Origin of the sequence: Streptomyces sp. SS7 (assembly GCF_037993025.1) — a bacterium.
Lineage (GTDB): Bacteria > Actinomycetota > Actinomycetes > Streptomycetales > Streptomycetaceae > Streptomyces.
Genome location: NZ_CP141223.1, coordinates 6574737 through 6594601 on the forward strand (window position 1 = coordinate 6574737; position 19865 = coordinate 6594601).

Sequence of the window (19865 nt, forward strand, 5' to 3'; positions counted from 1 at the left end):
CCGTCATGTCCTCCGAGCTGACCGATCTCTTCCCCCACCCGATCGTGCAGGCCCCCATGGCGGGCGGCGTCTCCGTGCCACAGCTCGCCGCCGCCGTGTCCGAGGCGGGCGGGCTCGGGTTCCTCGCCGGCGGGTACAAGACGGCCGACGGCATGTACCAGGAGATCAAGCAGCTCCGCGGACTGACCGGCCGCCCCTTCGGCGTCAACCTCTTCATGCCCCAGCCCGACTATGCCGAGACCGGTGCCGTCCAGCTCTACGCCGAACAGCTGGCCGGTGAGGTCACCTGGTACGGGACCGAGCTGGGCGACCCCGACAGCGGCCGCGACGACGGCTACGACGCCAAGATCGCCGTACTGCTGGACGACCCCGTGCCGGTGGTCTCCTTCCACTTCGGCGTCCCGCACGCCGACACGCTGCAGTCCCTGCGCCGGGCCGGGACCTTCACCCTCGTCACCGTGACCTCCGCCGAGGAGGCGCTCGCCGTCGAGCAGGCCGGCGCGGACGCGGTCGTCGTCCAGGGCATGGAGGCCGGCGGCCACCAGGGCACCCACAAGGACATCCCCGAGAACGACGGCTCCGCCCTCGGCCTGCTCGCCCTGCTCGGCCAGGTCCGCGAGGCCGTCGGCCTGCCGATCGTCGCCGCCGGCGGCATCATGCGCGGCAGCCAGATCGCCGCCGTCCTCGCGGCCGGCGCGAGCGCCGCCCAGCTCGGCACCGCGTTCCTCGCCACCCCCGAGTCCGGGGCGCAGGCCGTGCACAAGGCCGCCCTCACCGACCCCCTGTTCGTCCGCACCGAGCTGACCCGGGCCTTCTCCGGCCGCCCGGCCCGCGGCCTGGTCAACCGCTTCCTGCGCGAGCACGGCCCGTACGCCCCCGCCGCCTACCCCGAGGTCCACCACCTCACCTCCCCGCTGCGCAAGGCCGCCGCCAAGGCGGGCGACGCGCAGGGCATGGCCCTGTGGGCGGGCCAGGGCCACCGCCTGGCCCGCGAGCTGCCCGCCGCCGAGCTGATCGAGGTCCTGGTGGCGGAAGTCGCGGCCGCGCGGGCCGCCTCGGCCGAGGGCCACGCACGATGACCGCGCCCGTCTTCGTCGTCGACCGGCTCGACGCCACGGGGCCGCAGTTCGTGCTCGACGGACCCGAGGGGCGGCACGCCGTCTCCGTGAAGCGGCTGCGGCCCGGCGAGGACGTCGTCCTCACCGACGGGCACGGCCGCTGGGCCGAGGGCGTCGTCCGGGCGGCCGAGGGCAAGGACCGGCTGGTCCTGGACCTCGGGCCGGTGCGGGACGAACCCGGGGCGTCCCCCCGGATCACCGTCGTCCAGGCCCTCCCCAAGGGCGACCGCGGCGAGGTCGCCGTCGAGACGATGACCGAGGTCGGCGTCGACGCGATCGTGCCCTGGCAGGCGTCCCGCTGCATCACCCAGTGGCGCGGCGAGCGGGGACTGAAGGCACTCGGCAAGTGGCGGGCCACCGCCCGCGAGGCCGGCAAGCAGTCCCGCCGGGTCCGCTTCCCCGAGGTCGCCGACGCGGCGGCCACCCGGCAGGTCGCCGCCCTGCTCGCGCGGGCCGACTTCGCGGCCGTCCTGCACGAGAGCGGCGAGGACCGGCTCGCCACCGCCGCGCTCCCCGCCCACGGCGAGATCGTCCTCGTCGTCGGCCCCGAGGGCGGCGTCTCCCCCGAGGAACTGGCCCTCTTCGCCGAGGCCGGCGCCCGGCCCTACGTCCTCGGCCCCACCGTGCTGCGCACCTCCACCGCGGGCACCGCCGCCGCCGCCCTCCTCCTCGGCCGCACCGGCCGCTGGTCCTGATCCGGGAGCACCCGTGGAACTCGCCCAGATCCGGCTCCTCGTCACCGACTTCGCCGCCTGCTACCGCTTCTACGACGACGTCCTCGGCCTGAGCCCGCAGTCCGGCGCGGCCGAGGGCCCGTACGAGAAGTTCAGCCCGCGCACCGGCTCCGCCGGGATCGCGCTCCAGGACCGCGCCATGATGGCCGCGGTCCTCGACGAACTCGACGGCCCGGCGGCGGGACACCGCTCGCTGGTGGTGCTGCGCGTCGACGACCTCGACGCGTACTGCGCGCAGATCACCTCCCGGGGCGCCACCCTGCTCCACGGTCCCGCCCCCATGACCGACCGGATGCGCGTCGCCCACCTCAAGGACCCCGAGGGCAACCTGGTGGAGCTTCAGGAGTGGCTGCTGCTGCACGCCTAGGGCGAGGTGATCCTGGCCGCATCCGGACTTCCGCGCCGTGGGCCGAAGTGGCAGGCTGCCGTCCATGGGGGCATTGAGGCGGCCATGGCTTCTCGTGTTCGTGCCGGTCGCCCTGGGCGGCGCCGTGGCCTGCGAGCCGGGCGGCGGCGTGAGCGGCATCTCCGTGGCGTACACGACCGACCGGGCCGCCACGGCCGAGATCGAGCGCCGGGACCTGGACGTGCGCTGGCTGACCTGCACCGCCGCCCGGGACGACCACCTCGTCTCCGTCGACTGCCGCGGGGAGACGGCGGACGGCAAGGACCTCACGGTCACCGGCAAGGTCGAACGGGCCGTCGACGGGAAGTGCGTGCGGGGCGATCTGCGGGCGGCCGTCGGGAAGAAGGAGCTGTTCCGGGTCAGCGGGCTCGGGGACTGCGGCTCCGCCGCCCCCTCGCCGGTCGAGGCCCCGTCCACCACGGCCGGACCGTCCGGTTCCGCCCGGCCCGGGGAACCGTCCGGCGTACGGCCGACCGTCACGGTCACCGTGACCGTCACCCGGACCGTCGGCGCCCAGGGCGGACAGAAGTGATCGAAACCCCTGACCTGCGGACCCCTCCCTGAATACAGTGATCCGGTGACCCAGTCCGCGACGCCTGCCGCATACTTCCGACACCCGCATCCACACGGCGAGTTGGTGGCGTTCGCCGCCGAGGACGACGTGTGGCTCGCCCCCCTGGACGGGGGACGCGCCTGGCGGGTCAGCGCCGACAACATGCCCGTGTCGTCACCCCGCGTCTCACCCGACGGCACCACCGTCGCCTGGACCTCCACCCGCGACGGCGCCCCCGAGGTGCACCTCGCGCCCGTCGACGGCGGACCGGCCACCCGCCTGACGTACTGGGGGAGTTGGCAGACCCGGGTGCGCGGCTGGACCCCCGACGGCCACGTCCTCGCCGTCAGCACCCACGACCAGGCCACCCTGCGCCGCAGCTGGGCCCGCGCCGTCCCGGTCGACGGCGGACCGGCCACCACCCTGCCGTACGGCCCCGTGGGCGCCGTCGCGTACGGCCCGCACACCGTGCTGCTGTCCGCGCCGATGGGCCGCGAGGCCGCCTACTGGAAGCGCTACCGCGGCGGTACGGCCGGAAAGCTCTGGATCGACCGGGACGGCGACGGCGAGTTCGTCCGGCTCCACCAGGAACTCGACGGCAACCTCGAATGCCCGGTGTGGGCGGGGGACCGGATCGCGTTCCTCTCCGACCACGAGGGCACCGGCGCCCTCTACTCCTCCCTCGCCGACGGCTCCGACCTGCGCCGCCACACCCCCCTCGACGGCTTCTACGCCCGCCAGGCCGGCGGCGACGGCACCCGGATCGCGTACGCCTCGGCCGGTGAGCTGTGGCTGCTCGACGACCTCGACGGCGCCGAACCCCGCCGCCTCGACATCCGCCTCGGCGGACAGCGCACCGACCGCCGCCCCCACCCCGTCGCCGCCGCCCGCTGGCTCGGCGGCGCCGCCCCGGACCACACCGCGCGCGGCAGCGCCGTCGAGGTGCGCGGCGCCGTGCACTGGGTGACCCACCGCGCCGGGCCCGCGCGCGCCCTCGCCGCCGAGCCCGGGGTGCGGGCGCGGCTGCCGCGCACCTTCCGCACGGAGGGCGAGGAGTGGGTGGTGTGGGTGACGGACGCCGAGGGCGAGGACGCCCTGGAGTTCGCGCCCGCCACCGGACCCGTCCCCGGCACCACCCCGCGCCGGCTCGCCGCCGGACGCCTCGGCCGGGTCCTGGAGCTCGCGATGGCCCCCGACGGCTCACGGGCCGCCGTCGCCGCGCACGACGGCCGGCTCCTCCTCGTCGAACGGGACAGCGGCGAGGTCCGCGAGGTCGACCGCAGCGCCGACGGTGAAGTCTCCGACCTGGTCTTCTCCCCGGATTCCGGCTGGCTCGCCTGGTCGCACCCCGGTCCGCCCCCGCTCGCCCAGCTCAAACTCGCCAACGTCACCGACCTCTCGGTCACCGAGGCCACCCCCCTGCGCTTCCGCGACTACGCGCCCGCCTTCACACTCGACGGCAAGCACCTCGCGTTCCTCTCCACCCGCGCCTTCGACCCGGTCTACGACGAGCACGTCTTCGACCTCGCCTTCCCGGCCGGCGCCCGCCCGCACCTGATCACCCTCGCGGCGACCACCCCGTCGCCCTTCGGCCCCCAGCGCCACGGCCGGCCCTTCGACGCGCCCGACAAGGACGAGACCCCCGACAGCGAGGGCACCCCCGCCACCCGCATCGACCTGGAGGGCCTCGCCGACCGGATAGTGCCCTTCCCCGTCGAGGCCGGCCGCTACTCCTCCCTCGCCGCCGCCAAGGACGGCGTGCTGTGGCTACGGCACCCGGTGCGCGGGGTGCTCGGCGCCTCCCGGGCCACCCCGGACGACCCCGACCCGCACACCGAGCTGGAGCGCTACGACCTCGTCCAGCAGCGCATCGAACACCTCGCCGCCGACGCCGACGGCTTCGAGGTCAGCGGCGACGGCAAACGGCTGCTGCTGCGCACCGACGGCAAGCTCAAGGTCGTCCCCAGCGACCGGCGCGCCTCCGGCGACGAGGACAGCGACACCAACGTCACCGTCGACCTCGGCCGCATCCGGCAGACCGTCGACCCGGCCGCCGAGTGGCGCCAGATGTACGACGAGACCGGCCGCATCATGCGGGACAACTTCTGGCTCGCCGACCTGGGCGGGCTCGACTGGGACGCCGTCCTGGACCGCTACCGGCCGCTCCTCGACCGGGTCGCCACCCACGACGACCTGGTCGACGTGCTGTGGGAGGTGCACGGCGAACTCGGCACCTCCCACGCCTATGTCTCCCCGCGCGGCGGCTACGGCCGCGGCGCCCGCCAGGGGCTCCTGGGCGCCGACATCTCCCGCCACGCCGACGGCAGTTGGCGCATCGACCGGGTGCTGCCCTCGGAGACCTCCGACCCCGACGCCCGCTCCCCGCTCGCCGCACCCGGGGTCGCGGTGCGGGCCGGGGACGCGATCCTCGCCGTGGCCGGGCACCCGGTGGACCCGGTGACGGGCCCCGCGCCGCTGCTCGTCGGCACGGCGGGCAAGGTCGTCGAACTGACCGTCTCCCCGGCCGGCGGCGGCGAGCCGCGCCACGCGGTCGTGGTGCCCGTCGACGACGAGGAGGCCCTGCGCTACCACGCCTGGGTCGCCGACCGGCGGGCCTACGTCCACGAGGTCTCCGGCGGTCGCCTCGGCTACCTCCACGTCCCCGACATGCAGGCGCCCGGCTGGGCCCAGATCCACCGCGACCTGCGCGTCGAGGTGGCCCGCGAGGGCCTCGTCGTGGACGTCCGGGAGAACCGCGGCGGCCACACCTCCCAGCTGGTCGTGGAGAAGCTCGCCCGCCGGATCGTCGGCTGGGACGTACCGCGCGACGCCCGCCCGTTCTCCTACCCGCTGGACGCCCCGCGCGGCCCCGTGGTCGCCGTCGCCAACGAGTTCTCCGGCTCCGACGGCGACATCGTCAACGCCGCCATCAAGGCCCTCGGCATCGGCCCGGTCGTCGGCACCCGCACCTGGGGCGGCACGATCGGCATCGACAGCCGCTACCACCTGGTCGACGGCACCCTCGTCACCCAGCCGAAGTACGCCATCTGGCTGGAAGGCTACGGCTGGGGAGTGGAGAACCACGGAGTCGACCCCGACGTGGAGGTGATCTGCACCCCGCAGGACCACGCGGCGGGCAGAGACGTCCAGTTGGACGAGGCGGTAAGCCTCGCCTTGCAGGCACTGGAGGAACGCCCAGCGAAAACGCCGCCAAGTCTGCCAAGTTAAGGGGCGCGGGGCTGCATCGACATGCGGCTCCGCCGCGGGGCGCGCCCACCCACGACGGCACCCGCACCCGGCAACGCTACGATGCCACCCGATCACCGGCTCAACCCGAGGGGACCGCAATGGCAGGGGAACCGCAGGACGACTGCCTGTTCTGCAAGATCGCCGAGGGCCACATCCCGGCGACGATCGTCCGCGAGACGGAGACGACCGTCGCCTTCCGGGACATCAACCCGCAGGCGCCCACCCACGTCCTGGTGATCCCCAAGGCGCACTACGAGAACGCCGCGGAACTGGCCGCCGCCGAGCCGGCCGTCGCCGCGGACGTCCTGCGCGAGGCCAAGTCGGTCGCCGAGGAGGACAAGCTCGAGAGCTACCGCATCGTCTTCAACACCGGCAGCGGTGCCGGCCAGACCGTCTGGCACGCCCACGCGCACGTCCTCGGCGGCCGCGGCCTGCAGTGGCCCCCCGGATAGTCCGCCATGTCCGTACGCGAACTCGTCGTCCTCGGCACCGCCAGCCAGGTCCCCACCCGGCACCGCAATCACAACGGCTATCTGCTGCGCTGGGACGGCGAGGGCATCCTGTTCGACCCCGGCGAGGGCACCCAGCGCCAGATGCTGCGGGCCGGGGTCGCCGCCCACGACCTGAACCGGATCTGCGTCACGCACTTCCACGGGGACCACTCGCTCGGTCTGGCCGGGGTCATCCAGCGCATCAACCTCGACCAGGTCCCGCACGAGGTCACCGTCCACTACCCGCTCTCCGGCGAGCGCTTCTTCGACCGCCTCCGGTACGCCACCGCCTACCGCGAGACCGTCGCCCTGACGCAGGTCCCGGTGAGCGCGGACGGGGTCCTCGACGCCCGGCCCTCCTACACCCTCGACGCCCGCAGGCTCTCGCACCCCGTCGAGTCCTACGGCTACCGGCTCACCGAACCCGACGGCCGCCGGATGCTCCCCGACCGCCTCGCCGCGCACGGCCTCAAGGGGCCGGACGTGGGCCGCCTCCAGCGGGAGGGCTCGGTCGGCGGGGTGACGCTCGACGACGTCAGCGAGATCCGGCGCGGACAGCGGTTCGCGTTCGTCATGGACACCCGGCTGTGCGACGGCGTCCACGCGCTCGCGGAGGGCGCCGACATGCTCGTCATCGAGTCGACCTTCCTCGACGAGGACGAGCGGCTCGCCGTCGACCACGGCCATCTGACCGCCGGCCAGGCCGCCAGGGTCGCGGTGGAGGCCGGCGTACGGCATCTGGTGCTCACCCACTTCAGCCAGCGCTACACGGCACCCGGGGGCACCTCCCGGACGGAGTCCGGGGGAGAGTTCGAACGGCAGGCACGGGCCGCGGGCTTCGCGGGCGAGCTGACCGTGGCGCACGACCTGCTGCGGGTGCCGCTACCGAAACGGCGGTAAAGCGGCCGTACGATGCTTTGATGCCCCTCCCGAAAGCTGAACTGCACCTGCACATCGAAGGCACCCTGGAGCCGGAGCTGGCCTTCACGCTGGCCGCCCGCAACGGGGTCGCCCTCCCGTACGCCGACACGGAAGAGCTGCGCGAGGCCTACCGGTTCGAGGACCTCCAGTCCTTCCTGAACCTGTACTACGAGCTGATGGCCGTCCTGCGCACCGAGCGGGACTTCGAGGACCTCGCGCACGCCTACCTCGCCCGCGCCGCCGCCCAGGGCGTCCGGCACGCGGAGATCTTCTTCGACCCGCAGGCCCACCTCGCCCGGGGCGTCGGCATGGGCACGGTGGTCGAGGGGCTGTGGCGGGCGCTCGGCAGCAGCGAGACCACCCACGGCGTCTCCACCCGGCTGATCCTCTGCTTCCTGCGCGACGAATCCGCCGAGTCGGCGCTCCGGACGCTGGACGCGGCGAAGCCGTACCTCGACCGGATCACCGGCATCGGCCTGGACTCCGCCGAGGTCGGGCATCCGCCGGTGAAGTTCCGCGAGGTCTACGAGGCCGCCGCCGCGCTCGGGCTGCGGCGCGTGGCGCACGCGGGGGAGGAGGGGCCGCCGGAGTACATCACCGAGGCCCTGGACGTCCTCGGCGTCGAGCGCGTCGACCACGGGCTGCGCTGCATGGAGGACCCGGCGCTGGTGGAGCGGCTGGTGCGGGAGCGCATCCCGCTGACGCTGTGCCCGCTGTCCAACGTCCGGCTGCGCACCGTCGACACCCTCGCCGACCACCCGCTGCCCGCGATGCTCGACGCCGGGCTCGTCTGCACGGTCAACTCCGACGACCCGGCCTACTTCGGCGGGTACGCGGGTGACAACTTCGACGCCGTACGGCAGACCCTCGGGCTGACCGAGGAGCGGCTGCGCGAGCTGGCCCGCAACTCCTTCACCGCCTCCTTCCTGGAGGACGACGAGGAGCGACGGGCCCGGTACCTGGCCGAGGTGGAGGCCTACCGGTTCTAGGCCGTCCGGTGGGCGGGGTCGCCCGTGGTGACAGGGGAGGCGGCCGTGGCGTAGGTGCCGGGTGCCCCGCCCCGGCGCCGTACGGACCCCGGCAGCACCGGGTGCCCGCTCGCGTGCAGCGCCACCCCGGTCATCGGTACGGCGACCACGAGCAGCGCGGCGCCCAGCACCAGGCCCATCGCGGGGAACCCGGCCTGCGCGGACAGCACGCTTCCGGTGAGCGGACCGGCCGCCGTGCCGAGCGAGCCCGCCGAGCCGACGAGCACCGCCCAGCGCCCACGCGGGTCCAGCGAGGCGGCCAGCCCGATGAGGTACGACAGGACGACCGGGTAGAGCACGTTCCAGACGATCTGGCCGGCCGCGAAGCCCACCGGGGTGGTGGCCGAGGCGTTGCCCGCGACACAGACCGCGATGAGGACGGTCCCGAGCCCGACCGGCAGCGCCCGGCCCAGACGCGCCCCGAGCGCCCCGGCGGCCAGGACGCCCGTGAGCCCGGCGGCCAGCGCCACCGCGAACACCGCGCCGACGGCCGCCTCGCCGAGGTGCGCCTGCGTCAGCCCGATCCGTCCGCTCACGCCCCAGAGGGAGTTCTGCACCAGCGACCAGAACGGCATGGCGGCCGCGAGCACCAGTCCCGCCCGCAGGTTCGGCAGCGGGACGCGGACCGGGTGCAGCGCCGGGTCGGCGGGTGCGCCGCGGCCGGGCAGACGCCCCGTCAGCGGCCATACGGCGAGCGCGGTCAGCGCGATCGCGGCGAGCGGCCGGCCATGGCCCGCGCCGAGGTGCGGCACCGTCAGATAGACGGCCCCGGCGAGCGCGGACACCCCGAGGAGCCCCAGCGTGGAGGCGCGGTGCGGGTCGGGTTCGGCGGCGATCCGGGTGGCGGCGACCGCGGTGGCCGTACCGGAGCCGAACCCGCCGAGGACCGCGCCCGCGACGACCACCGGGACCGAGCCGGCGAGGGCCGCCCCGCCGTAGCCGAGCACCGCGAGCAGCAGCCCGGCCCGCGCCATGGTCCGGGCGCCGATCCGCTCCACCCGGGAGGCCAGCAGGAAGCCGGCCGAGGACGAGCTGAGCAGCAGCGCGCTGCCGACGGCGCCCGCCTCGGTGGCGGTCAGGGGCAGTCCGGCGTCGAGCCGGCCGACGACGGTCGGCAGCAGGTAGGGCGCGAGATACCCGGCCGTGAAGAGGGCGACGAGGGGCCAGGGGACGGGGGTACGGCGGGCGAACACGGGCGTTCCTGCACAGGCTTGAGGTAAGGGCGCGGGGAGGGGCGCAGGCCGTCGACGGACAGGAGCGCGCGGGCCAATTCATATCAAGCGGGTGCTGCCCGAAAAAGCTGAGGATGCGTGATCCGGGTCACATGCTGTTTACGGGGGAAGGCAGTGGGTAGGCGAGTGGCTTTTCGGTGCTGCCTAGCGCCAGTTCACGGCCCCGGCGGTCCCCGGTCCCGTCGCCTCGATCTTGGCGCGTATCTCCCGCATCACCTCGACGATCCGCTCCTCGTGCCCGGCCGTCAGACGGGCCACCGGCACCGAGCAGCTGATGGCGTCCTGTGCCGGACGCTCGTACCGCAGGGCGAACCCGAAGCCGACGATCCCGGTCACACTCTCCTCGCGGTCCACGGAGTACCCCCGCGCCCGCACCCCGGCCAGGTCCGCCCGCAGCGACTCACGGCCGGTGTGCGACCTGGGGGTGAGCGCCGTGTAGGGCCCCTCGGGCAGCTCGTCGTCGGGGCGTTCGGCGAGGAGCGCCTTGCCGAGGGCGCCGACGTGCGCGGGCAGGCGGCGGCCGACGCGGCTGATCGTGCGCAGATACGCGTGCGACTCCCGGGTGGCGAGGTAGGCCACGTCCCGCCCGTCCAGCCGGCCCAGGTGGATCGTCTCGCCGAGCGCGTCGGACGCCTCGTCGAGATACGGCCGGACCAGGCGCACGCGGGGGTCGGAGTCGAGGTAGCTGGTGCCGGTCAGCAGGGCGTGGATGCCGATGCCGTAGAGGGAGCCGGTGACGTCCGTGCGCACCCAGCCCCGGCCGATCAGGGTCTGGAGCAGCGCGTACATCGAACTGCGCGGCACCTCCAGCGCGTCCGCCAGCTCCTGGAGCCGCGCCGGGCGGTCCCCGCGCTCGGCGAGCAGTTCCAGCAGCTCGACCGTGCGCGCGGCCGATTTCACCTCGCGGACACCGCCTGTCTCCGACATGTCCCGATCGTAAGCGGGGGCGCGGGCGGCATTGACGGTCGCCGTTCGCGTATCTAACCTCCATCTTCATACATGGATGACGTCTACATAGGGAGATGGGGCAGGTGGGCCTCGACACCGACACGGTCCGGCGGCTGCGGGAGGGCATGGCGGCGGGCGTGCTGTCCTTCCCGCTGACGAGCTTCCACGCGGACGGCTCCCTCGACCCCGACGGCTTCCGCGCCCATGTCGCGAGCCGGCTCGCCGCCGGCCCCGGCGCCCTCTTCCCCGCCTGCGGCACCGGCGAGTTCTTCTCCCTCGACGAGGACGAGTACCGCAGCGTCGTGCGGATCGCCGTCGCGGAGGCCGCGGGGCGGGTACCCGTCGTCGCCGGCACCGGGTACGGCTGGGCCCAGGCCGCCCGCTTCGCCCGCATCGCCGAGCAGGAGGGCGCCGACGCCCTGCTCGTCCTCCCGCACTACCTCGTCGCCGCCCCGCAGGACGGCCTCGTCGCACAGCTGGAGCAGCTCGCCGCCCGCACCCGGCTCCCGCTCATCGCCTACCAGCGCGGACAGGTCGTCTACGGGGTCGACGCCTTCCGCCGGATCACCGCGATCCCCTCGGTCGTCGGCCTCAAGGACGGCCACAGCGACCTCGACCGCCTCCAGCGCCTCACCCTCGCCGCCCCCGAGGGCTTCCTCCTCTTCAACGGCGCCGCCACCGCCGAGATCCAGGCCCGCGCCTACGCCACCGTCGGCGTTCCCGCCTACTCCTCCGCCGTGCACGCCTTCGCCCCCGAGATCGCGGGCGCCTTCTTCACCGCGCTGAGAGACGGCGACGCGAGCACCGTCGAGAAACTGCTGCGCGCGTTCTACGTCCCCCTCGTCGAACTCCGCGACCGGGCACCGGGCTACGCCGTGTCCCTCGTCAAGGCCGCCGCCCGGCTGCGCGGCGCCCCCGTCGGCCCGGTGCGCGCCCCGCTCACCGACCCCTCGCCCGCCGACCTGGCCGACCTCAGGACCCTTCTGACCACCGGACTCGACCTCGTGGGAGCCGCCCTGTGAACCTCGCCATCACGGACGTACGCCTGACGCCGATCCTGGTCGCCGACCCGCCGCTGCTCAACACCCAGGGCGTCCACCAGCCGTACACCCCCCGGCTGATCGTCGAGGTGGAGACCGCCGACGGTGTCGTCGGGGTCGGCGAGACGTACGGCGACACCAAGTACCTGGAGCTCGCCCGCCCGTTCGCCCGGCGGCTGATCGGCCGGCCGGTCAGCGACCTGAACGGGCTGTTCACGATCGCCGACCAGGTGGCGGTGGACTCCTCCCGGGTCTCCGGCCAGGTCGACGTGGGCGGCCTGCGCGGCGTCCAGACCGCCGACAAGCTGCGGCTGTCCGTCGTCTCCGGGTTCGAGGTCGCCTGCCTCGACGCCCTCGGCACCTCCCTCGGGCTGCCCGTGCACGCGCTGCTCGGCGGCAAGGTCCGCGACGCCGTCGAGTACAGCGCCTACCTCTTCTACAAGTGGGCCGCCCACCCCGAGGGCGCGCCCGGCGAGCCGGACGACTGGGGCGCGGCCACCGACCCGGCCGGGGTCGTCGCACAGGCCCGGCGCTTCACCGAGCGCTACGGCTTCACCTCCTTCAAGCTCAAGGGCGGGGTCTTCCCGCCCGAGGAGGAGATCGCCGCCGTACGCGCCCTCGCGGCCGCCTTCCCCGGCCACCCGCTGCGGCTCGACCCCAACGGGGCCTGGAGCGTGGCGACCTCGCTGCGGGTCGCGAAGGAACTCGGGGACGTCCTCGAATACCTGGAGGACCCCGCGCTCGGCACACCGGCCATGGCCGAGGTCGCCGCGGCGACCGGCGTCCCGCTCGCCACCAACATGTGCGTGACGACGTTCGCCGAGATCCAGGAGGCCTTCACCCGCGGGGCCGTGCAGGTCGTCCTCTCCGACCACCACTACTGGGGCGGGCTGCGCAACACCCAGCAGCTCGCCGCCGTCTGCCGGACGTTCGGCGTCGGCGTGTCCATGCACTCCAACACCCACCTCGGCATCTCGCTCGCCGCCATGACCCATGTCGCGTCCACCGTGCCGAACCTCCACCACGCCTGCGACTCCCACTACCCCTGGCAGTCGGAGGACGTCCTGACCGAGCGCCTCACCTTCCACGGCGGCAGGGTCACCGTCTCCGACGCCCCCGGCCTCGGCGTCGAGCTCGACCGCGACCGGCTCGCGTTCCTGCACCGGCGCTGGCTCGACGACGACGGCACCCTCCGCGACCGCGACGACGCGGCGGCGATGCGGGTGGCCGACCCGGACTGGGTCACGCCCCCGGTGCCCCGCTGGTAGGCGCCACCGGCAACACCCGGCGCCGGCGCGTGCCCGGCGACGGCGCGCGCCCGGGGCTCATGCGGCGTGCGGGGGGCCGGTGTGCTCCCGTTCGCGTGTGACGGGAGGGCGACGGGGGGCGGTCCGGTGGCCGCGTGGTGCAGACTGGCCAGATCCGCACCACGTCAGGGAGCGCACCGTGACCGCGTCCACCGCGTCCACCGGAGAGGGACACCACCGGCAGAACGGCCAGACCCCCCTGGTCGACCCCCTGGCCGCCCGGCGGGCGCCGGGCGATCCCCCCTGGGACGTCTACCTCACCGGCACCGTCTTCCTCGACATCATCTTCACCGGCCTCGACTCCGCCCCCGTGCGCGGCACCGAGTCCTGGGCCCGCGGCATGGGCTCCAGCCCCGGCGGCGTCGCCAACATGGCCACCGCCCTCGCCCGCCTGGGCCTGCGCACCTCCCTCGCCGCCGCCTTCGGCGACGACCACTACGGCGAGTACTGCTGGGACGCCCTGGAACAGGGCGAGGGCATCGACCTCGCCGCCTCCCGCACGGTCCCCGGCTGGCACTCGCCCGTCACCGTCTCCATGGCCTACGAGGGCGAGCGGACCATGGTCTCCCACGGCCACGAACCGCCGCCGCAGGCCATGCTCGTCCACAGCGGCGCCCCCGACCGCCCGCCGCACTCCCGCGCCGCCGTCGCCTCCCTCACCCCCGGCAGGCGCGACCCCTGGATCGCCCGCGCCGCCGCCCGCGGCACCCGGGTCTTCGCCGACGTCGGCTGGGACGACACCGGCGCCTGGGACCTCGCCGGCCTCGCCGACCTGGAACACTGCGAGGCCTTCCTGCCGAACGCGGAGGAGGCCATGCGCTACACCCGCGCCGACTGCCCCCGCGCCGCAGCCCGCGCCCTCACCGCGTACGTACCGCTCGCGGTCGTCACCCTCGGCGCCGAGGGGGCCTACGCGGTCGACGGGCGCACCGGCGAGACCGCCGAGGTGCCCGCCATCGCCGTCGAGGCCCTCGACCCCACCGGCGCCGGGGACGTCTTCGTGGCCGGCTTCGTCACCGGCACCCTCGCCGACTGGCCGCTCGCCGACCGCCTCGCCTTCGCCGGCCTCACCGCGGCGCTCTCCGTCCAGGAGTTCGGCGGCTCGCTGTCCGCCCCCGGCTGGGCCGAGATCGCCGCCTGGTGGCGCAGGGTCCAGTCGGTCGAGGGCCAGGCCCCCGAGGCGCTGCACCGGTACGCCTTCCTGGAGGCCCTGCTGCCCAGGGACGACACCCCGCCCTGGCCCCTGCGCCGCGCGGTCCCGACGATCGGTTTCGGCCGCTCGGCCTAGCGGGCTCCCGGCCCCCGCCGACGGCCCTGGCGCCGGTGCCCCGCCGGGAAATCCCCTACGGCGATGTCAGCCCCCTGGCGTACCCTGGAACACGCCAGGCCGCCCCTGTGGCAGGCGAGACGCATCCGGGAGGACGTAGAGGCCCTCGTGGCCGGCCTATGACTCAGACACCCACAGCTCACACGCCCGCGCAGGGCAAGGCGAGAGCACAGTTCACGGTTCCCGCCCAGCACCCCATGGTCACCGTGCTGGGGTCCGGAGACTCCCTCCTGCGCGTGATCGAGACGGCCTTCCCGGCGGCCGACATCCACGTCCGGGGCAATGAGATCAGCGCTACCGGCGACCCGCGGGAAGTCGCCCTCATCCAGCGCCTGTTCGACGAGATGATGCTGGTGCTCCGCACCGGGCAGCCGATGACGGAGGACGCAGTGGAACGCTCGATCGCCATGCTGCGGGCGAGTGAGAACGGGACGAGTGACGGCCAGGAGACCCCGGCCGAGGTACTGACTCAGAACATCCTGTCCTCGCGCGGCCGCACCATCCGGCCCAAGACCCTCAACCAGAAGCGGTACGTCGACGCGATCGACAAGCACACGATCGTCTTCGGCATCGGCCCCGCCGGTACCGGCAAGACGTACCTGGCCATGGCCAAGGCGGTCCAGGCCCTGCAGTCCAAGCAGGTCAACCGGATCATCCTGACCCGCCCGGCGGTCGAGGCCGGCGAGCGCCTCGGCTTCCTGCCCGGCACGCTCTACGAGAAGATCGACCCCTACCTGCGCCCGCTGTACGACGCGCTGCACGACATGCTGGACCCGGACTCGATCCCGAAGCTGATGGCGGCGGGGACTATTGAGGTGGCGCCGCTGGCGTATATGCGGGGTCGGGCGATGCCGATCTTCACGAATGTGCTGACACCGGACGGCTGGCGCCCTATTGGCGACCTCCAGGTCGGTGACCTGGTCATCGGCTCCAACGGGGAGCCGACCCCGGTCCTCGGCGTGTACCCGCAGGGCGAGAAGGACATCTACCGTGTCACGGCCCAGGACGGTGCCTGGACCCTGTGCTGCGGCGAGCACCTGTGGACGGTCAGAACGCGCGACGACAAGCGCCGCGATAAACCGTGGCGGGTCCTGGAGACCCAGGAGATGATCGGCAATCTGCGTGCGGCGCACTATCGCCGGTACGAGCTGCCTATGCTCACGGCGCCTGTGTGTTTCCCTGAGCGCGAGGTTCCGCTGGACCCCTACGTCCTGGGGCTGTTGCTCGGTGACGGTTGTGTCTCCGGGGGCCGCACGCCATCGTTCACCACGGCGGACCCGGAGCTCGTGTCGGCGATGGAAACCGCAGTGCCCGGAATCAAGGTGCGGTCGCGCGGCGGCTATAACTACCTCATCAACCGGGTGCCTACACCGGATGACGAGGGACGCGTCCTGACACACCCGGTGAAGCAGGCTCTACGTACCTTGGACCTTCAGGGCAGTAAGTCGTACTCCAAGTTCGTCCCGGACAGCTACCTCTTCAACTCGGCCGAGGTCCGCCTCGCGGTGCTTCAGGGCTTGTTGGATACGGACGGCGGCCCTGTCACACAGAACGACCGGACCTGCCGGATTCAGTACACGACGACGTCGATCCTGCTCCGCGACGACGTGATCGCTCTGGTGCAGTCGCTGGGAGGTGTCGCGTACACCCGACGCAGGGCCGCCGAGGGCCGGACACCCGGAAGGGCCAAGGGCCGCGACGTCGCTCACCGCCGCGACGCCCACACCGTCGACATCCGCCTCCCCGAAGGCGTCGAGCCCTTCCGCCTCGCCCGCAAGCGCGACAAGTACCACGCGGCCGGAGGCGGCGGACGCCCGATGCGGTTCATCGACTCCATCGAGCCGGCAGGCAGGGAAGAGACCGTCTGCATCCAGGTGGCCGCCGAGGACTCCCTCTACGTCACCACGGACTACCTGCTGACCCACAACACGCTCAACGACGCCTTCATCATCCTGGACGAGGCCCAGAACACGAGCCCCGAACAGATGAAGATGTTCCTCACCCGCCTCGGCTTCGACTCGAAGATCGTGATCACGGGTGACGTGACCCAGGTGGACCTGCCCAACGGCACCAAGTCCGGTCTGCGTCAGGTCCAGGACATCCTGGAGGGAGTCGAGGACGTCCACTTCTCCCGGCTGTCGTCCCAGGACGTGGTACGGCACAAGCTGGTGGGCCGTATCGTCGACGCGTACGAGAAGTACGACAGCACCAACGGCACGGAGAACGGCACCCACAAGGGCGGCCGGACCAAGCGGAAGTAGACAAGCCAGCACATGTCGATCGACGTCAACAACGAATCCGGAACCGAGGTCGACGAGCAGGCGATCCTCGACATCGCCCGCTACGCCCTCGCGCGGATGCGCATCCACCCGCTCTCCGAACTCTCGGTGATCGTCGTGGACGCCGACGCCATGGAGCAGCTGCACATCCAGTGGATGGACCTGCCGGGGCCGACGGACGTCATGTCCTTCCCGATGGACGAACTGCGTCCGCCGTCGAAGGACGACGACGAGCCCCCGCAGGGCCTCCTCGGCGACATCGTGCTCTGCCCCGAGGTCGCCGCCAAGCAGGGCACCGAGGCGCCCACCCAGCACTCCATGGACGAAGAGCTCCAGCTGCTCACCGTCCACGGAGTGCTGCACCTGCTCGGCTACGACCACGAGGAACCCGACGAGAAGGCCGAGATGTTCGGCCTCCAGGCGGCCATCGTGGACGGCTGGCGCGCGGAGAAGGGCCTGACCGGCCCGTCCCCGGCTCCGACCGTCTCATGAGCCCCACCCTGGTCTCCGGCGCGATCGCCCTGGTCGTCGTCGCCTGGCTCGCCGCCTGCGCGGAGGCGGGCCTCGCGCGCGTCTCCAGCTTCCGCGCCGAGGAGGCCGTACGGTCCGGGCGGCGCGGCAGCGCCAAGCTCGCCCAGATCACCGCCGACCCCACCCGCTACCTCAACGTGGCGCTGCTGGTGCGCGTCGCCTGCGAGATGGCGGCCGCGGCGCTGGTGACGTACGCCTGTCTGCGGGAGATCGACGGCACCGCCCCCGCGCTGCTCGCCGCGATCGGCGTGATGGTCCTCGTCTCCTACGTCGCCGTCGGGGTGTCCCCGCGCACCATCGGCCGTCAGCACCCGCTGAACACGGCGACCGCCGCGGCGTACGTCCTGCTGCCCCTGGCCAGGATCATGGGCCCGATCCCGTCCCTGCTGATCCTCATCGGCAACGCGCTCACCCCCGGCAAGGGCTTCCGGCGCGGCCCCTTCGCCTCCGAGGCGGAGCTGCGCGCCCTGGTCGACCTCGCCGAGCAGGAGTCCCTCATCGAGGACGAGGAGCGCCGGATGGTGCACTCCGTCTTCGAGCTCGGCGACACCCTCGTCCGCGAGGTCATGGTCCCGCGCACCGACCTCGTCGTCATCGAGCGGTACAAGACGATCCGCCAGGCCCTCACCCTCGCCCTGCGCTCCGGTTTCTCGCGCATACCCGTGACCGGGGAGAGCGAGGACGACATCGTCGGGATCGTGTACCTGAAGGACCTGGTCCGCAAGACGCACATCAGCCGGGACGCCGAGTCCGACCTGGTCTCCACCGCGATGCGGCCCGCCGCCTTCGTGCCCGACACCAAGAACGCCGGCGACCTGCTGCGCGAGATGCAGCTCCAGCGCAACCACGTCGCCGTCGTCATCGACGAGTACGGCGGCACGGCCGGCATCGTCACCATCGAGGACATCCTGGAGGAGATCGTCGGCGAGATCACCGACGAGTACGACCGTGAGCTCCCGCCCGTCGAGGACCTCGGCGACGACCGCCACCGGGTCACCGCCCGCCTCGACATCACCGACCTCGGTGAGCTGTACGGCCTCGAGGAGTACGACGACGAGGACGTGGAGACCGTCGGCGGACTGCTCGCCAAGGCGCTCGGCCGGGTCCCCATCGCCGGGGCGGCGGCCGTGGTCGACCTCCCGGACGGCCGCGCCCTGCGGCTCACGGCGGAGGCGGCGGCCGGCCGCCGGAACAAGATCGTGACGGTACTGGTGGAGCCCGTCGAGCGGCTCCCGGACGGGACCGAGGAGGAGAAGCCGGAGTGACCCCGGAGCAGCTGCGCGCCCTGTGCCTGTCCTTCGAGGCGGCCGAGGAGGACTTCCCCTTCCGCCCCGAGATCTCCGTCTTCAAGGTCCTCGGCAAGATGTTCGCGCTGAGCTGGACGGACCAGCGCCCCCTGAAGGTCAACCTCAAGTGCGACCCCGAGGACGCGGTCCGGCTCCGCACCGACCACCCCGGCCTGATCGCCCCCGGCTACCACATGAACAAACGGCACTGGAACACGGTCACCGTCGACGGCGGCCTGCCCGAACGGCTCGTCCGTGAGCTGGTCGAGGACTCCTACGACCTGGTCGTGGCCGGCCTGCCGCGCGCGGAGCGCCTGCGCCTGGACCGCCCCTGAGGGGTGCGCGTGGACGGGTACCCGTGGCGGGGTGCGGGGCCGGTCGCTCCGTATGCTCGGACCATGACCGACAGCAACGCGCTCGACCCCGAGGACCGCAAGATCGTCACCCTGGCCCGTTCGGCGCGGGCCCGCAACGGTGTGCCCGAGGGGGCCGCCGTACGGGACGACACGGGCCGTACCTATGTCGCCGGGACGGTGGAGCTGCCGTCGCTGAGGCTGAGCGCCCTGCGGACGGCGGTGGCGATGGCGGTGGCGTCGGGAGCGGCGTCACTGGAGGCGGCGGCGGTGGTGAGCGAGGCGGAGGGTCTCGCCGACGAGGATCTGGCGGCCGTACGGGATCTGGGCGGGCCGGGGACGCCGGTGCTGCTGGCCGCGCCGGACGGGGCCGTCCGCAGCACCGTGTCCGCCGACTGACCGGCCCCTCAACTCGGCCTGAAATCGACCTTGCCGTCTGCCCGTCCCTCCCGGTCAATGGAGCCGTAACTTCCGACGGACCGTCAGATACACCCCCCACCGGGCCCGGTGACCGCACCCACCGTCCCGCTCCGACGCCCGTCTCCCCACATCCGGGAAGGAGCCGGAACCCATGAGCAAGCGAATCGGATCAGGTGCGGCACTGCTGGCCGGGGCCCTCGCGGTCACCGGGCTGGCTCTCGCGCCCTCGGCCGCCGCCGTCACCCCGACCACGGCGACCATCACCGCGAGCTGTGGCATCTTCGGCGGCGGGGCGGCCACGCTCACCGCCACGCAGTCCGGTACCTCGGCGACCATCACTCTCACCTCCTCGATCACCACCCCCCTCTCGCTCGGCGCCAACAGCATCAATTCGACGCTCACGATGGCGAACTCGACCGGTTCCGCCCGCGTCTTCAGCGGATCGGTCAACCCGGCCATGGCCGCCGGCAGCACGATCACCGTCGGCCCGCTGCCCGGCACCGTGGCCTCGGGTGACACGCTCGACTTCAACGGCGGATCGCTGAAGATGGTGATCTTCGGCATCACCGTCACCTGTACGACGAGCGCGGCGCAGTCGCCGGGTCCGTTCGTGTTCTGACCGATAGCGGCCGGAAATCCCTT

At 73.2% G+C, this 19865-nt stretch carries 19 protein-coding genes; 17 read left to right on the forward strand and 2 right to left on the reverse strand.

The window, feature by feature from the left end:
• Window positions 1-5: 5 nt before the first annotated feature.
• The 8 genes from U5640_RS30305 to U5640_RS30340 all read left to right on the forward strand — a co-directional run bounded on the left by U5640_RS30305 (window position 6) and on the right by U5640_RS30340 (window position 8461).
• Window positions 6-1079 carry a nitronate monooxygenase gene (locus U5640_RS30305; RefSeq protein ID WP_340379619.1) on the forward strand — a complete coding sequence of 358 codons (1074 nt, stop codon included), beginning with the start codon at window positions 6-8 and terminating at the stop codon, window positions 1077-1079.
• On the forward strand, window positions 1076-1813 hold the full coding sequence (locus tag U5640_RS30310) for a 16S rRNA (uracil(1498)-N(3))-methyltransferase (protein ID WP_340379621.1): 738 nt from the start codon (window positions 1076-1078) through the stop codon (window positions 1811-1813). The genes U5640_RS30305 and U5640_RS30310 overlap by 4 nt, the downstream gene beginning before the upstream one ends.
• 13 nt (window positions 1814-1826) lie before the next feature.
• Complete coding sequence (locus tag U5640_RS30315; RefSeq protein ID WP_340379623.1) at window positions 1827-2219, forward strand: VOC family protein; 393 nt, start codon at window positions 1827-1829, stop codon at window positions 2217-2219.
• A gap of 64 nt (window positions 2220-2283) precedes the next feature.
• Window positions 2284-2790, forward strand: a complete 507-nt coding sequence (locus U5640_RS30320) for a hypothetical protein (RefSeq protein WP_340379624.1) — start codon at window positions 2284-2286, stop codon at window positions 2788-2790.
• 45 nt (window positions 2791-2835) lie between these two features.
• Entirely contained in the window at window positions 2836-6039 is a 3204-nt protein-coding gene (locus U5640_RS30325) for a S41 family peptidase (RefSeq protein WP_340379626.1), read from the forward strand.
• A gap of 119 nt (window positions 6040-6158) precedes the next feature.
• The gene (locus tag U5640_RS30330) at window positions 6159-6512 is read left to right on the forward strand and encodes a histidine triad nucleotide-binding protein (protein ID WP_340379628.1); all 354 of its coding nucleotides are present in this window, start codon (window positions 6159-6161) and stop codon (window positions 6510-6512) included.
• A 6-nt stretch (window positions 6513-6518) separates the two neighbouring features.
• Window positions 6519-7451, forward strand: coding sequence for a ribonuclease Z (locus tag U5640_RS30335; protein ID WP_340379630.1), 933 nt, complete (start codon window positions 6519-6521; stop codon window positions 7449-7451).
• 20 nt (window positions 7452-7471) lie between these two features.
• Window positions 7472-8461, forward strand: a complete 990-nt coding sequence (locus U5640_RS30340) for an adenosine deaminase (RefSeq protein ID WP_340379632.1) — start codon at window positions 7472-7474, stop codon at window positions 8459-8461.
• Here U5640_RS30340 and U5640_RS30345 read toward each other — a convergent pair.
• Both U5640_RS30345 and U5640_RS30350 read right to left on the reverse strand, forming a co-directional pair.
• Window positions 8458-9693, reverse strand: coding sequence for an MFS transporter (locus tag U5640_RS30345; RefSeq protein WP_340379634.1), 1236 nt, complete (start codon window positions 9691-9693; stop codon window positions 8458-8460). The two genes, U5640_RS30340 and U5640_RS30345, sit on opposite strands and share 4 nt — an antisense overlap.
• Before the next feature lie 183 nt (window positions 9694-9876).
• Window positions 9877-10659: an IclR family transcriptional regulator gene (locus U5640_RS30350; protein ID WP_340379636.1), complete on the reverse strand. Its 783-nt coding sequence runs from the start codon at window positions 10657-10659 to the stop codon at window positions 9877-9879.
• Between the two features lie 95 nt (window positions 10660-10754).
• On the opposite strand from U5640_RS30350, the gene U5640_RS30355 reads away from it, so the two are divergent.
• From U5640_RS30355 to U5640_RS30395, 9 genes are all read left to right on the forward strand, one after another.
• On the forward strand, window positions 10755-11702 hold the full coding sequence (locus U5640_RS30355) for a 5-dehydro-4-deoxyglucarate dehydratase (RefSeq protein WP_340379637.1): 948 nt from the start codon (window positions 10755-10757) through the stop codon (window positions 11700-11702).
• Window positions 11699-12988: a glucarate dehydratase family protein gene (locus U5640_RS30360; RefSeq protein ID WP_340379639.1), complete on the forward strand. Its 1290-nt coding sequence runs from the start codon at window positions 11699-11701 to the stop codon at window positions 12986-12988. The genes U5640_RS30355 and U5640_RS30360 overlap by 4 nt, the downstream gene beginning before the upstream one ends.
• A 178-nt stretch (window positions 12989-13166) precedes the next feature.
• On the forward strand, window positions 13167-14315 hold the full coding sequence (locus U5640_RS30365) for a PfkB family carbohydrate kinase (protein ID WP_340379641.1): 1149 nt from the start codon (window positions 13167-13169) through the stop codon (window positions 14313-14315).
• Between the two features lie 158 nt (window positions 14316-14473).
• Window positions 14474-16615: a PhoH family protein gene (locus U5640_RS30370; protein WP_340379643.1), complete on the forward strand. Its 2142-nt coding sequence runs from the start codon at window positions 14474-14476 to the stop codon at window positions 16613-16615.
• A gap of 12 nt (window positions 16616-16627) precedes the next feature.
• Window positions 16628-17125, forward strand: coding sequence for an rRNA maturation RNase YbeY (gene ybeY, locus U5640_RS30375; protein WP_067244387.1), 498 nt, complete (start codon window positions 16628-16630; stop codon window positions 17123-17125).
• The gene (locus U5640_RS30380) at window positions 17122-18429 is read left to right on the forward strand and encodes a hemolysin family protein (RefSeq protein ID WP_340379648.1); all 1308 of its coding nucleotides are present in this window, start codon (window positions 17122-17124) and stop codon (window positions 18427-18429) included. Before ybeY ends, U5640_RS30380 begins: the two co-directional genes overlap by 4 nt.
• Entirely contained in the window at window positions 18426-18785 is a 360-nt protein-coding gene (locus tag U5640_RS30385) for an MmcQ/YjbR family DNA-binding protein (RefSeq protein WP_340379650.1), read from the forward strand. The genes U5640_RS30380 and U5640_RS30385 overlap by 4 nt, the downstream gene beginning before the upstream one ends.
• Before the next feature lie 63 nt (window positions 18786-18848).
• Entirely contained in the window at window positions 18849-19202 is a 354-nt protein-coding gene (locus tag U5640_RS30390) for a cytidine deaminase (protein ID WP_340379652.1), read from the forward strand.
• Window positions 19203-19374: 172 nt separating this feature from the next.
• On the forward strand, window positions 19375-19842 hold the full coding sequence (locus tag U5640_RS30395) for a hypothetical protein (protein WP_340379654.1): 468 nt from the start codon (window positions 19375-19377) through the stop codon (window positions 19840-19842).
• The last annotated feature ends 23 nt before the right edge of the window (window positions 19843-19865 follow it).